Below are 13,094 nucleotides of genomic sequence, written 5' to 3' on the forward strand. Positions count from 1 at the left end.
TAAACGAATCAACCAGATTCGTGGAGAATATCGGAGTCGAACCGATGACCTCCTGCGTGCAAGGCAGGCGCTCTAGCCAGCTGAGCTAATCCCCCGTTTTTATAAGTCGCAGCTACCAGTCCCAGTTTGCAGTACGGTAACGTGCTCACTTTAACGTGTAATCACTCAACTTCTAAAATTTCCTTTAAGAATCAGAAAAACTTTTATTTTGTTATAATGTTGAATGTTGTAATGTTTGAATGTTCCGCTCGGAAACTTTAAAACTTTCTAACTTTCAACTTTCTAACTCAAAAGTTGTAGTCCCGGGCAGACTCGAACTGCCGACCCCTACATTATCAGTGTAGTACTCTAACCAGCTGAGCTACGAGACTATTTTTATTCTATTTTGAATTTTAAATTATGAATGTTGAATGTCGGTTGCCCTTCATTTAAAATTCATAATTCAAAATTTAAAATAATTCCTGCTCTCTTTTTCTTTAATATTTTTGAACTAACAGCGAGAGTAAACCCATCTTTCAATCTGAAGAACCTATATAAGGGCGTCATTTCTCTAGAAAGGAGGTGTTCCAGCCGCACCTTCCGGTACGGCTACCTTGTTACGACTTAGCCCCAGTTACCAGTTTTACCCTAGGCAGCTCCTTGCGGTCACCGACTTCAGGTACCCCCAGCTTCCATGGCTTGACGGGCGGTGTGTACAAGGCCCGGGAACGTATTCACCGGATCATGGCTGATATCCGATTACTAGCGATTCCAGCTTCACGGAGTCGAGTTGCAGACTCCGATCCGAACTGTGACCGGCTTTATAGATTCGCTCCTGCTCGCGCAGTGGCTGCTCTCTGTACCGGCCATTGTAGCACGTGTGTAGCCCAGGACGTAAGGGCCGTGATGATTTGACGTCATCCCCACCTTCCTCACGGTTTGCACCGGCAGTCTTGTTAGAGTTCCCGACTTGACTCGCTGGCAACTAACAACAGGGGTTGCGCTCGTTATAGGACTTAACCTGACACCTCACGGCACGAGCTGACGACAACCATGCAGCACCTTGTAAAGTGTCCGAAGAAAAAACTGTTTCCAGTCCTGTCACTCTACATTTAAGCCCTGGTAAGGTTCCTCGCGTATCATCGAATTAAACCACATGCTCCACCGCTTGTGCGGGCCCCCGTCAATTCCTTTGAGTTTCAAACTTGCGTTCGTACTCCCCAGGTGGGATACTTATCACTTTCGCTTAGCCACTCAGTCTTACGACCAAACAGCTAGTATCCATCGTTTACGGCGTGGACTACCAGGGTATCTAATCCTGTTCGCTCCCCACGCTTTCGTCCATCAGCGTCAATCAATTGTTAGTAACCTGCCTTCGCAATTGGTATTCCATGTAATATCTAAGCATTTCACCGCTACACTACATATTCTAGTTACTTCACAATAATTCAAGCCCTACAGTATCAATGGCAGTTCGACAGTTGAGCTGCCGGATTTCACCACTGACTTATAAAGCCGCCTACGGACCCTTTAAACCCAATGATTCCGGATAACGCTTGGATCCTCCGTATTACCGCGGCTGCTGGCACGGAGTTAGCCGATCCTTATTCTTACGGTACCGTCAAGCCTCTTCACGAAGAGGTGTTTCTTCCCGTACAAAAGCAGTTTACACACCATAGATGCTTCATCCTGCACGCGGCATGGCTGGATCAGGCTTGCGCCCATTGTCCAATATTCCTCACTGCTGCCTCCCGTAGGAGTCTGGTCCGTGTCTCAGTACCAGTGTGGGGGATCTCCCTCTCAGGACCCCTACCCATCATTGCCTTGGTATGCCGTTACCATACCAACTAGCTAATGGGACGCATGCTCATCTTACACCGATAAATCTTTAATAATCTTGTGATGCCACAAAAATATACTATAAGGTATTAATCCAAATTTCTCTGGGCTATCCCTTAGTGTAAGGCAGATTGCATACGCGTTACGCACCCGTGCGCCGGTCTCAAAGCCCGAAAGCTTCTACCCCTCGACTTGCATGTGTTAGGCCTGCCGCTAGCGTTCATCCTGAGCCAGGATCAAACTCTTCATCGTATATTTTAAATATTTTACGACGCTTGTCCTTCTACAGGTTGTTTAATTTCTTCAAACCTACCCGATTTGCTTACTCTCTCTTTAATGCTGTCAATCCAATATGTCTATGAACGTGTCTTTCTTTTTTTTTTCGCCTCAACGTTGCCGTTGTAAGCGGGTGCAAAAGTACAACTTATTTTTTACCAGGCAAGAATTTTGAAAACTTTTTTTGATTTATTTTCTCATTCCTAATTTCTCAGTAAATAGCTTTGATTTTGCGCTGGCTTCTTTCGAAACCGGACGGCAAAGATAATATCTCTTTCCCTTTCAATCCAAATCTTTTTCTTAAAAATTTTAAGGTTTTTCCTCTCGCTTGTGGCTCGTGGCTTTTACCTTAATCCTGTCTTTTCAATGAGCGCTGCACTTGTTCAATGCGGGTGCAAAAGTACACCTCTTTCTCAGTTTTCCAAACTTTGGAACGCCTTTTTTAGAGGTTTTTTAACGCTAATTTGTAACTGGTTGAATATCGGTAATTTGCAAGGGAAACTTTTTATAGATTTTTGCACACGTAAAATTGCCGCAATAAAAAACCCGCTCAAAATAGCGGGTCTTTATTACTTTTCAGTTAAGTATTACTTTGTATCAAGTTTATGGTCAATCCGACTAAAATCTTCTATACATTTTTTTGCGTAGAGTTTTGTGATTGAAAGCGCACGCTTTTTTGCATGGCTGTCATTTTCATGACCTGATTTCTTCAAAAAATCAATTGCAATTTCTTCAAACTCTTTTTTTAGCTCATTCATGAATGCTTCAAGTTTGGAACCTCCCGCAGAAATATAAACCGAATCTTTAAACTTCAATAAAAAATCTTTATGAACCGCATCACATGCAATCGCTAAATCCTTTTCAAGTTGTTCATAATTAAATGTCATCTAACCTTATATTTTAGTTTTAAAATAATGTCGGCAAATAAACAAAAACTACATACATGTATTCTTACAAAATTAAACTTAAAAATAATAAAATTTGTCATTAAAATTAATAAATCATCTTTCGGCTCACAGTCTTGCTCACATCAATAACGTAAAAAAGTGCCTGTATATCATTCATGTGAAGCCTGAAGTCTGAAAACTCGGGGCTGTCATTCAACGAATGGCAAACTATATAACCTTCCTCAACATTGTGTTCAGTAATTTCTTTCAAAAGCGGCATTTTTGACTGTGTGGTGTAAATAACCCAATACGGAAAATCTTTAAAACGAAGTTTACCCTCCCATAAATGCCGTTGCAACTCACGCGTTGAAACAATACTGTTGCGCGTGATGGCATTACTGCTGCCGTCATCCATGCTGTCACCGTTTACCCGGAAGGCCACATACCTGCCCTGCACCGGTTTATCCACTAAAATGCCATGCTGACTCAGGTCCATCAAAAAGTCAACGTCTTGATAATTTGACAGGAAACCTGCCTGTATCTTGAATTCTGCCAACGGCATGAGCATGTAAAACTGTCCATTCGGCAATTCAATGAACTGGTTGCCGTTCTTGTTCTCAAAGTTATCACCAATCTTTACAACCTCCTGGCCTTTAATAGGTTTCGCATACTCGCTGTCCTCGGCAAGTACCCTTTTGAGTATATCCAGTTTCGATTTTGGTATCGGCCGGCCCTTTTCGTAATTAATAACTGTCTCCCGGCTTGACCCAATCATATCAGCCAGTTCTTTCTGCGTAAGCCCTAGCTTTTCGCGCCTTTCCCGTATTTCTGTCCCCTCCATAACAAACCTTTTAAAAGTTAAAATTACAGAAAAGTGAAATTTTACACTTCAAATATTTGTTGATGTGAAATATTACACTTAACTTTGCAAAAGAATTACACAAAGATAGAAATTATACGGAACTATGCAAGCAATATTACACAATATTAAACATTTAAGTGAAATACGGTCGGCATATCTCCACTACCTGGCGTCATACCATGCCCAATGTAATGTTGAAAATGCCAACTATATAAAGTGTAACCTCAAAATCATTAGTGAGTCCATCTCGCAATTAAAACAGCTGCTGCCCTCACCTATATATAAGGTATCAATTGCAGCAACACATATATATAAGTATTCGGCGCTTGAGGAACAGGCCATCGTGAGCTTTAATACCGACAAACGTTTCACCATAACCGAGTAGCCATGCTTAAACAGATTGACGACATACGCAAATTACAGAAGGAAATAAAATCCTGCCGGGCCGAGATTACAACCGCCCTCACCCTGCCCTACTACACTGTATTCAATAAGAAGACTGAGCAGGAAGCCGACCTTGAGGTTCTCCGAACGCGTTTAGGAATGCTCCTGCAAACCGAAAAACAACTGCTGCAGACCCTGTGGCCGGCACATACCATACAATAGCGCTATAAGTTTTGACATATAAATCTTAAAAATTTTTTACCATGATGACAATCAAAGGAACAATCGAAAGCATTGAGTACCGCAACACAGCCGGACACGAGAAAAAAGTAGTAACCCTGGTGCCCGACCACAGGCAGCGCGCCTTTGTGGAATTCCGCGGACGAAAGATGGACGACCTTACCTATTTTAAAGAGAACGACGAAATAGCTGTGGAAGTAACCCTTGAAGGAAAGATCTCAAAGAACAGCGGCATACAGTACAACAACCTGGTAGCACAGTCGGTTGAGATGGTTAGCTACAATTAGAATTTTAGAATTTTCGATTATTAGAATTTTCGACTGTAGAACGAAAAGGACACAGATTTAAGAGGATTTAGCAGATAACAGCAGATTTTTTCAAGTCTGCATGACATAAAAAGAGTGAAGCTGTCGCCATATCTATTTTTCACGTGGAAATCAAGGAAAGGCTTCAGCATCGGCAGAAGGAAAGCGATCCGCGAGAGAGCGGCGAAAGCAAGCGAACGGCTCGGGTCGCGTCGGCCGAAGCCTGACGTAGATTTCAAGTGAAAGATAGTACAGGCTTGAATTTTTGCTTCTTTTGTTTCAAGACAAAAGAAGAATCACGCCATCCCCGCCCATACCATTCGGGCAGGCGCGTTCCAAAATCAAATCAACGAATTAACAAATCCACAAATAAACAATAACATGAATTACAAAATAAAAGGCATAATCACTGCCATAGGCGAAATAAAAACAACAAAGCTCGGCACCGCCGTACAACAACTCCACTTTGAACAGGAAGGCAGCGGCCGCATCTTCTACCCCTCAGCGCTCGGCACCAAGATAGAACTGCTGCAGGACATACTGCCCGGCGATGTAGCCGAACTTGGATTCCACATCTCCGGCTCAAAAGGCACATATAATAATGTGATTATTGATGAGCTAGTGAGGTGTTGATGGACGTTTGTGAGTTACGAGTTGCGGGTTCCGAATGAAGCAATCACGTTGTCCCGATACCTATCGGGAGTCGAAGCTCCGACACGAGTGAAGCTCCTGCCGCCCTACAGGGTTTCGCGTAGAAATCAAGGAGTGGCTTCAGCACGGGGAGAAGGAAAGCGACCCTGAAGTGAGCGGCGAAGCAAGCGAACGGCTTGGGTCGCGTCGGCCGGAAGCCTGACGTAGATTTCAAGTGGAACCCTGTCAGGCTTGAATTTTTGTTTCTTTTGTTTCAAGACAAAAGAAAATGAAGACAAAGATTTGCTTAGAGTTTTCTGGAAGACACACCCCTGCCCATCTCAAGAGGGGAACAGCTTCACTCAAGCGTAAAACTCTGTGGTTATCTGGTAATTGCACTTCGACAAGCTCAGTGTGACAGCTTCACTCATAAACAGAAAAAATCTGTGATCATCTGCTAAATCCTGTTCAATCCGCGTTCCATAATATTTCTCACAACCAAAAAAAATGAAAAGCGCAACAACCAAAAGCGCTGCCCTGCAAACCTTTCAGCAAACCGTAAACCTCACCTCAGCCTACGGCAAAAGCCTTTATAATGATGATTATCCTGTGCAGGCCTATAAGCTATGCCTGCTGGGTGCAACCAATGCCGAGCTGGCGGGTTTCTTCAATGTCACAAAAAGAACGATAACCACCTGGAAGAAATTCCACTCTGCGTTTAATGATGCCATCACGCGCGGCAAAAAGGTGGCCGACATGGAGGTGGCGCATTCGCTGTACCAGGCTACAATTGACCGTATCATCACCACACGCCAAGCCATAAAGTGCAAGGAAATCTATTATGATGAAAACGGAAAGCGCGTTGAAAAAGAGCGCATTGAGATCATCAATGTAGAGAAGCACGTGCCGGCGTGTTTTCGCAGCCAGCAGTTCTGGCTCCGCAACCGTAACCCTAAACTGTGGGGTGGCAAGTTTGATGATGGTGACGATGTGGCGCCGGAAAGCGTACAGCTGAATTTGGGCTCAGGCCACAATCCGCTGAGCGATGAAGTTACTGAATAAGCAGGAACATGCCATCTGGTTTTTAAAAGACAATGTAACGGAAGAAGTACTGTATGGAGGGGCGGCAGGTGGCGGAAAGACAGCCCTGGGTTGCCTCTGGCTTATGGAAATGTGCCAGAAACACCCCGGAACGCGCTGGCTTATGGGCCGCAGTAAGCTGAAGAACCTGAAGGAAACCACGCTCAACACCTTTTTTGAGCTGGCGGCAACGCTGAACCTCGGCAGGCAGTTTACCTATCGTGCGGCCGACAACCTCATTGTGTGGAAGAACGGCAGCGAGATACTGCTGAAAGACCTGTTCCATTATCCTAGTGACCCGAATTTCGACAGCCTTGGCTCGCTGGAAATTACCGGTGCGTTTATAGATGAGTGTACCCAGGTGGCCTACCATGCGTGGCAAATTGTGAAGAGCCGTATTCGCTATAAGTTAACTGAGAACAAGCTTATCCCGAAGATGCTGGGCAGCTGCAACCCCGCCAAAAACTGGGCGTATAAAGAATTCTACAAGCCATCACGGGAGGGTTCGCTGCCCAAATGGAGACAGTTTGTACAGAGCCTGCCGACCGACAATCCGCACCTGCATCCGGGCTATTTGCAATCGTTGCTGCGCCTTGATAAAAACAGCCGTGAGCGTTTGTATTACGGAAATTGGGAGTATGATGATGACCCGGCAACACTGATAAGCCATGACGCGATTATGGACTACTTCAACGCTGTTCACCTGCAGCCGGAGGGCCAAAAGTACCTGACGATTGACGTGGCGCGCAAGGGAAAGGACAAAACGGTATTCCGCGTGTGGCATGGCTGGCTGTGCATAAAGCGTGAGAGCATTGCCAAAAGCGGGATTGACACGGTTGTAGCGCAGGCGAAAGCTTTGCAAAAGAAGTACGGCATCTCCCCTGCTAACACTATCGCCGATGAAGACGGTGTGGGCGGCGGCGTGGTTGACTTCCTGAAGTGTAAGGGGTTTGTGAACAACTCCAGTCCGCTGGAAATGAAACAGGGCAACGCCTACATAAAGCCAAACTTCGAGAACCTGAAAAGCCAGTGCTCGATAAAGATGGCTGAGATGATAGAGATGCGTAAGGCCGGAGAACAATGTGACGACGACATAGTGATGCAGACAACCATTGAAGAAATGGAACAGGTAAAGCTGCGCGACATAGACAAAGACGGCAAGCAGGGCATTATCGCCAAAGACCGGATAAAAGAACACCTGGGCCGCAGCCCCGACGAGTGGGACAGCATCATGATGCGCTATTGGTTTGCCCTAAAGAAAGATTACTTGATAAGGGTAAAGTATTGGCAGCTCTAGGTTAATTTGTGGATGCGTTAATTCGTTTATTCGAAGCTCCACAAATCAACAAATTAACAAATAACGAATTAACAACTCAATGAAGAACATCACACTCAAACAATACGCCGCCCTTACCGACACATCACAATATGATGCCGTCCTCCCCTACCTCAACCCCAGGAACAATTTCGCAGGAAAAAGCATTAACCTGAACACAATGCCATACGCGAATGTAAAATACTGCATCCGCCTTCTACAGAAAATAAACAGCTGGAAAGGCGTGGCAGAACTCTTTGCCATTTGCTTTGAAGTAGATGAACCTTCCTTTTGGGATGCATCAGTAACAGAGTATTTCGCGGCACGTAACTATGTAGTCTCAGCTTTTGAAAAGCTGATAGCGAATGAAAATAAACTGCTTTCAGGCATCAGCACCAACAGCCACTTATGGGAAATGGCCGGCGCCGATAAACTGAAAGCTTACAGCGATACACTCCCCCTGCTGCAGCTTGGTAAACTCCTGGGGCAGTATCCTTATGATCTAGGCAGGAAACCGTATGGAGAGATCTTCAGCCTGCTGGCCCAGACCAAAGCACAGAATGAGGTGGAGCAGGAATACCGGAAGTTAGCCCCCTAGCCCCCCAAGGGGAACTCCACTCAAACCTAATTAAGATAGTATTTCCAGCCTGCTTAGCAATTCCCCCTTCGGGGCTTAGGGGGCTGATTAACCCAAATAAAATGAAAGACATCGTACGAATACTGCAACAAATAGCCGAAGATAAAAACCTTAGCTACCACTACGGCAAAAAAGCTGCCCTCAACCTGCTGGAAGGTTCGCTTGAGGCAGATACCACCTACCTGCTGCACGAATTCACTAACCGCAAAAGCGAGTATAACCGCAGCGGCACAAAAATAATCGGTGCAAATTACGAGGGGAAGTTCTTCCTGGTGAAGCAAAGTGACCTTACGCAAGGCTACTTTGACCCGGCTGAAGATTCTGCATCAAAATACTCCGATAACATTGAACCGCTGCTGTCTATTTTCAACAGCATAGGCAATGCCTTATCCTGCCTAGACTTCACAGTTGAACAGTGGGACAATATAGATATTACCGATGCCCTTGATGCCAATATGGACGGACTGTTGTGCTCCTATAAAATACGTGTGCCGAATGAGTAATATTACAATCATCCTCAAACAGGAATTTGAAGCTCTTAAAACCGATATTATAGCACTCTATGACGCTTCCGGAATGAAGGCATCAGGCAGTTGGGCGGCAACAGTGGCTGTCGAAACATCCGGTTTGAGCGCCTCAATAACTGCGGCAGAATATATACAAGGCCGCCCGCCCGGCAAGCAGCCCCCCAAGTGAAGCCATACTAAAATGGCTTGAAGAGAAAGGCCTTGCCTCAAAAGTGCAGAAAGACACCAGCCTTAGCAGCCTGGCCTATCTTATCGCACGCAAAATTGCCCGAAAAGGATGGAAGCCAAAAGCCGGCTATGAAGACGTTATAAATGCTGTTGCAACGCCTGAGAGGATACAATCCATCATAGATAAAGTTGGCGATAACGAATTGGCGGGATTTACACAAAACCTGTTAGAATATTTGAAAAATGCCACTGCATGACCCGCACAATCGAAATAAAATTCCTGGCACAGCCACAGCTCAATGATACATTCAGCTACAAATTATCGCTTAATGGTGCTCCGTTTACTTATGTTACAACACCGTTTGTAAATAAACAGTATCTTACTGTAAATTCGGCGCCATCAGGCATAAAGCTCGGTGCAGACCTTACCCAAACTATATCAAACACATTTAATGATCTTAATGATCACAACTACCACCCTGCAGTTAGTTATTCGCTGTCAGGAAATTCAATACTTGCCACCATAACATACACAGGTACGCTTACCCTTTATGATGTTGTAGTACCTTCAGGAATCATGGCTATTGGCGATCTGAACAGCGACATCTTTTTTGATGGTGGCATCAATACGCAAACTTTGCGCAAAGCCTATAATAATGATATAATAGTTTTTGGCGCAGGGCCGGGAACAGAGCCGCTTCACGCCACGGTTGAAGCTGCCGGTATGAACATACGCCTTTTCCCTGACCCGGCAGAAAAATTTACCATCAACATGAAGCCTTATATTTCGACGCTTATAAACACACGATATTTTGAAGACCGCCTGCTGCCATGGCTTGATGCTGTAAGCCCATCAACGTATGTTTACCGCAGCAACAATGGCTGTTACCTAGAACTCGAAGTTAAGTTTACCATAGCGCTGCCCAATAACCAGTTGGCACAGGCCATACATAACCTCGCCTGGTTTGCCGGTGTAGAGCAGCCCGGTTACAGTAACAGCTTCAGCCGGAATGAACTTTACGTATTAACACCGTTCTCCGCTGAAACAGCTAACAGGTATTACATAAAGTACTGGCAGGGTTACCCGTTTGATTTTACGCTTTATAGCACTTCATTATCTGTAATGTTTAAAAACACCGCTAACCTGCTTTCGCAGAGCTTTGATACTGAAGAACAAGTCAGCCGCATCGTACTAAGTGACGGCCGTACCGATGAAACCATAGAAAACCTGCTGCCGCTCGCTACAGGCTACAACATAATACGCCTTATGCGGAGTTCCGCAGAAACTGAAGCAGACAAATTTCTGGTGCTTGACAAAGTGCCCTTCAATAAAGGCGTTTACCTTAAATGGCTTAACAAATACGGCGGCTACAGCTACTGGCTGTTTGAAAACACCTATACAATAGACCGCAGCACAAAACAGTTGGGCGAACTTGACCGCGACAATGCAAATGTAGAAACCATGAAGACACGTACAATCGGCATGGGGAAAACATCGCAGGACAGTATAAAAATTATAACCGAACTACTTGAGCCACACGAGCGGGATATTGTAGAAGGCCTGCTTGACAGCCCTAAAATATATCTTTTTGCCGGCAAGCCATTTTCACGCGTTGAAGCAGCCAGCTGGATTGAAGTCTCGCTCAAAACTACAAGCGCAAGGCTTAAAAATGCACGCCAGCCACTTACATCGTTTTCATTTGATATAGAGCTGCCGGAGCGCTACACCCAAACCCTGTAATATTTGCTTTAAACAAAAAGCCAATTGCCGCTATTATTATACATAAACGGAAAGCAGGCCGACCTTGAACCGTCTCAGGTTATTGCCCAGACCAAACAGGTAAACGACCTCAACAGCATACAAGACCGCCAGGCAAATTTTACCAACAAGTTTAAGCTGCCAAAAACAGCAAATAATCTTCGCATTATGAATTTCCTTACAGCTAAGGGGAATACATCTGCTGTGCCGTATACTAAGAATGAATGCAGCCTGTATAGTGATAACGGGCAGTGTTTTATATATAAAGGACGTGCAGTTATAACAGATGGCGGAGATTATTTTGATGTTGTGGTGTATGACGGTATTATAGACCTGTATAAAGCCATAGAAAATAAAAACCTTTCACAACTTTCGCTTACAGGGCTTAACCATACCAAAAGTGTTGCAGCGGTTATAAGCAGCTGGCAGCCCACCTCACCATACCGTTACATACTGGCAGATTATAACAGTAATATAGGTAATCTTGAAACTAAAGAAGTAAATGTAGACTATCTGATACCTTCGGCCAATGTAAAATATATCTGGGACAAAATCTTCAGTGAGCATAATTGTACCTATTCCGGCGCTGTATTCAACACACAGGAGTTTAAGAACCTGTGGATGACCTACCCTAAAGGCGTATCTAATGAGCAAACTGATGAACTGGTTTTTGAAAGCAGTAATTTCAGCTTTCCGCAATATCAGTCTCACCAGAGTGCATATGCCCGATTTAATGATGCTGACACCAACCTTTTGGCCAGTCATTTTGAAAACGCACATTTTAAAGTTGCTCAGGCAGGCACTTATAAGCTATCTTTTTACGGCGGGTTTAATGTATTAACTCCCTTCAACCAGGGCCCCTTTCGTATAATCATAGCAAAAAATTCTGAAAGTATAGCTGCCATGCATGCTGCACCACAATGGTATGTAACAGATGTACTAAACGGAGGATCTGTTTTTGAAAGAGAACTGGTAGTTGATTTACAGCCCAACCAAAGCATAAGCATAGTAGTACAAAAACCTTCGAACCATAATTATTGGTGGATTAGCGGCGGCCTCAGATTCAAAATAATTAAGCTTAACCAGGCGGTTGATTTTAAAACAGCCCTTGAAGATTTCTCTGTTCGCGAATTTCTAACAGAGGTTGTACACCGCTTTGGGCTTACCATGTACAAAGAAAAACATGACAGGCTTGACCCGGCTACCGGTACCTATAAGCCTCATTATAACTTTCTTACCCTACAGGAGCAGCTGCAGTCTTCCGAAATTGTTGACTGGAGCGATAAATTCGGTAAAAAGATAAAGGAAGAATACATTCACGGCAGCTATGCGCAGAAAAACTTTATGCGCTACAACTATAATGATAAGGAAGGAAGCTATAATGACGGTGCCCTTGAAGTACAGAATAAAAACCTGCAGGACAGCCGCGATATTATAAAATCTAAGATTTATAGCCCCGAGCGTAAAAAGAGCCAGTATTTCACAAGGCAATCTAATGTATACAAGCTTTGGGACAAAGAAGTATCTGAAGAGGAAAATGAACCGGTGAAATACAAACCGCTTGATAAAAGATACTACTTCCTTAGGTCAGAACAGGTTTTTGTACCCGGTGGGCTAACATTAAAGTCTTCTGCTACAAACCAGTCGCAACTGGTTACAACCTGCCAGTTTGAGTCTTTCTATAAAATGACTTTCAGCAATGTGGCGTTTGACTACTACCTGCCGCTTGAACGCATACTGAACCGATCGTTAATGGTATCAGCTGAGTTATATCTTACAGATGCCGACATCTGTAATTTTGATTTCAGAAAGCTTTATTACATAGCAGCGCTGGGAGATTACTTCATGGTAAACAAGATTAACAACTATATCCCCGGAAAGCCTGTAAAATGTGATTTGGTGAGGGTGCTTTATACAGATGAGATGCCGGAAAGAAAGGTACTGCATATCAATAAAACCATAACATCTGTTGCAGGTGTTGCAGTGTTTTATGAAAATAATACGGGTACCGATACTGCTACACTTCATATTCAACATGCTGTGAACGGGCAGCACTACACCACATATCTGTCAACAAATAACCCAACGTGGTCATCACTTACTCCCGGATATTTCAAGGTTTACCTCACTGCGGGCGGCTATACATCAAATGTGGTGTATGTAAACCATAGCTACTCTATGCAACAGGTAACACAATATTACTAGT

At 44.2% G+C, this 13,094-nt stretch carries 14 protein-coding genes, 2 tRNA genes and 1 rRNA gene; 12 read left to right on the forward strand and 5 right to left on the reverse strand.

The window, feature by feature from the left end:
• Positions 1 to 21 precede the first annotated feature (21 nt).
• The 5 genes from LRS05_RS13445 to LRS05_RS13465 all read right to left on the reverse strand — a co-directional run bounded on the left by LRS05_RS13445 (position 22) and on the right by LRS05_RS13465 (position 3,822).
• Positions 22 to 95: transfer RNA gene (locus tag LRS05_RS13445), tRNA-Ala, on the reverse strand.
• A 202-nt stretch (positions 96 to 297) separates the two neighbouring features.
• Positions 298 to 371: transfer RNA gene (locus LRS05_RS13450), tRNA-Ile, on the reverse strand.
• A gap of 183 nt (positions 372 to 554) precedes the next feature.
• Positions 555 to 2,070 (reverse strand): 16S ribosomal RNA (locus tag LRS05_RS13455).
• 611 nt (positions 2,071 to 2,681) lie between these two features.
• The gene (locus LRS05_RS13460) at positions 2,682 to 2,981 is read right to left on the reverse strand and encodes a hypothetical protein (protein ID WP_257868788.1); all 300 of its coding nucleotides are present in this window, start codon (positions 2,979 to 2,981) and stop codon (positions 2,682 to 2,684) included.
• Positions 2,982 to 3,087: 106 nt separating this feature from the next.
• Positions 3,088 to 3,822, reverse strand: coding sequence for a helix-turn-helix transcriptional regulator (locus tag LRS05_RS13465; RefSeq protein WP_257868789.1), 735 nt, complete (start codon positions 3,820 to 3,822; stop codon positions 3,088 to 3,090).
• Positions 3,823 to 3,946: 124 nt separating this feature from the next.
• Between LRS05_RS13465 and LRS05_RS13470 the strand changes: the two genes are divergently transcribed.
• The 12 genes from LRS05_RS13470 to LRS05_RS13525 all read left to right on the forward strand — a co-directional run bounded on the left by LRS05_RS13470 (position 3,947) and on the right by LRS05_RS13525 (position 13,093).
• Positions 3,947 to 4,228: a hypothetical protein gene (locus LRS05_RS13470; protein WP_257868790.1), complete on the forward strand. Its 282-nt coding sequence runs from the start codon at positions 3,947 to 3,949 to the stop codon at positions 4,226 to 4,228.
• A gap of 2 nt (positions 4,229 to 4,230) precedes the next feature.
• Complete coding sequence (locus LRS05_RS13475; RefSeq protein ID WP_257868791.1) at positions 4,231 to 4,449, forward strand: hypothetical protein; 219 nt, start codon at positions 4,231 to 4,233, stop codon at positions 4,447 to 4,449.
• A 41-nt stretch (positions 4,450 to 4,490) separates the two neighbouring features.
• Positions 4,491 to 4,754 carry a hypothetical protein gene (locus LRS05_RS13480; protein WP_257868792.1) on the forward strand — a complete coding sequence of 88 codons (264 nt, stop codon included), beginning with the start codon at positions 4,491 to 4,493 and terminating at the stop codon, positions 4,752 to 4,754.
• A gap of 399 nt (positions 4,755 to 5,153) precedes the next feature.
• Positions 5,154 to 5,405, forward strand: a complete 252-nt coding sequence (locus LRS05_RS13485) for a hypothetical protein (protein ID WP_257868793.1) — start codon at positions 5,154 to 5,156, stop codon at positions 5,403 to 5,405.
• Between the two features lie 504 nt (positions 5,406 to 5,909).
• A complete protein-coding gene (locus tag LRS05_RS13490) occupies positions 5,910 to 6,464 on the forward strand; it encodes a hypothetical protein (RefSeq protein WP_257868794.1) in 555 nt (184 codons plus the stop codon).
• A complete protein-coding gene (locus LRS05_RS13495; RefSeq protein WP_257868795.1) occupies positions 6,448 to 7,779 on the forward strand; it encodes a phage terminase large subunit in 1,332 nt (443 codons plus the stop codon). Before LRS05_RS13490 ends, LRS05_RS13495 begins: the two co-directional genes overlap by 17 nt.
• Positions 7,780 to 7,858: 79 nt before the next feature.
• A complete protein-coding gene (locus LRS05_RS13500) occupies positions 7,859 to 8,395 on the forward strand; it encodes a hypothetical protein (protein ID WP_257868796.1) in 537 nt (178 codons plus the stop codon).
• A gap of 101 nt (positions 8,396 to 8,496) precedes the next feature.
• Positions 8,497 to 8,937 (forward strand): hypothetical protein, encoded by a 441-nt coding sequence (locus tag LRS05_RS13505; protein ID WP_257868797.1) that lies wholly within the window; start codon positions 8,497 to 8,499, stop codon positions 8,935 to 8,937.
• On the forward strand, positions 8,930 to 9,130 hold the full coding sequence (locus LRS05_RS13510; RefSeq protein ID WP_257868798.1) for a hypothetical protein: 201 nt from the start codon (positions 8,930 to 8,932) through the stop codon (positions 9,128 to 9,130). The genes LRS05_RS13505 and LRS05_RS13510 overlap by 8 nt, the downstream gene beginning before the upstream one ends.
• A gap of 43 nt (positions 9,131 to 9,173) precedes the next feature.
• Positions 9,174 to 9,386 carry a hypothetical protein gene (locus tag LRS05_RS13515; protein WP_257868799.1) on the forward strand — a complete coding sequence of 71 codons (213 nt, stop codon included), beginning with the start codon at positions 9,174 to 9,176 and terminating at the stop codon, positions 9,384 to 9,386.
• A complete protein-coding gene (locus tag LRS05_RS13520; RefSeq protein ID WP_257868800.1) occupies positions 9,383 to 10,870 on the forward strand; it encodes a hypothetical protein in 1,488 nt (495 codons plus the stop codon). Before LRS05_RS13515 ends, LRS05_RS13520 begins: the two co-directional genes overlap by 4 nt.
• Before the next feature lie 24 nt (positions 10,871 to 10,894).
• Positions 10,895 to 13,093: a hypothetical protein gene (locus LRS05_RS13525; protein ID WP_257868801.1), complete on the forward strand. Its 2,199-nt coding sequence runs from the start codon at positions 10,895 to 10,897 to the stop codon at positions 13,091 to 13,093.
• The last annotated feature ends 1 nt before the right edge of the window (position 13,094 follow it).

It is taken from the genome of Flavobacterium sp. J372 (assembly GCF_024699965.1).
Classification (GTDB): Bacteria; Bacteroidota; Bacteroidia; order Flavobacteriales; family Flavobacteriaceae; genus Flavobacterium.

What these genes read in the sequence shown, in the direction of transcription:
- LRS05_RS13460 (WP_257868788.1), bottom strand. Translation starts at nt 2,981, where the DNA reads ATGACATTTAATTATGAACAACTTGAAAAGGATTTAGCGATTGCATGT.
- LRS05_RS13465 (WP_257868789.1), bottom strand. Translation starts at nt 3,822, where the DNA reads ATGGAGGGGACAGAAATACGGGAAAGGCGCGAAAAGCTAGGGCTTACG.
- LRS05_RS13470 (WP_257868790.1), top strand. Translation starts at nt 3,947, where the DNA reads ATGCAAGCAATATTACACAATATTAAACATTTAAGTGAAATACGGTCG.
- LRS05_RS13475 (WP_257868791.1), top strand. Translation starts at nt 4,231, where the DNA reads ATGCTTAAACAGATTGACGACATACGCAAATTACAGAAGGAAATAAAA.
- LRS05_RS13480 (WP_257868792.1), top strand. Translation starts at nt 4,491, where the DNA reads ATGATGACAATCAAAGGAACAATCGAAAGCATTGAGTACCGCAACACA.
- LRS05_RS13485 (WP_257868793.1), top strand. Translation starts at nt 5,154, where the DNA reads ATGAATTACAAAATAAAAGGCATAATCACTGCCATAGGCGAAATAAAA.
- LRS05_RS13490 (WP_257868794.1), top strand. Translation starts at nt 5,910, where the DNA reads ATGAAAAGCGCAACAACCAAAAGCGCTGCCCTGCAAACCTTTCAGCAA.
- LRS05_RS13495 (WP_257868795.1), top strand. Translation starts at nt 6,448, where the DNA reads ATGAAGTTACTGAATAAGCAGGAACATGCCATCTGGTTTTTAAAAGAC.
- LRS05_RS13500 (WP_257868796.1), top strand. Translation starts at nt 7,859, where the DNA reads ATGAAGAACATCACACTCAAACAATACGCCGCCCTTACCGACACATCA.
- LRS05_RS13505 (WP_257868797.1), top strand. Translation starts at nt 8,497, where the DNA reads ATGAAAGACATCGTACGAATACTGCAACAAATAGCCGAAGATAAAAAC.
- LRS05_RS13510 (WP_257868798.1), top strand. Translation starts at nt 8,930, where the DNA reads ATGAGTAATATTACAATCATCCTCAAACAGGAATTTGAAGCTCTTAAA.
- LRS05_RS13520 (WP_257868800.1), top strand. Translation starts at nt 9,383, where the DNA reads ATGACCCGCACAATCGAAATAAAATTCCTGGCACAGCCACAGCTCAAT.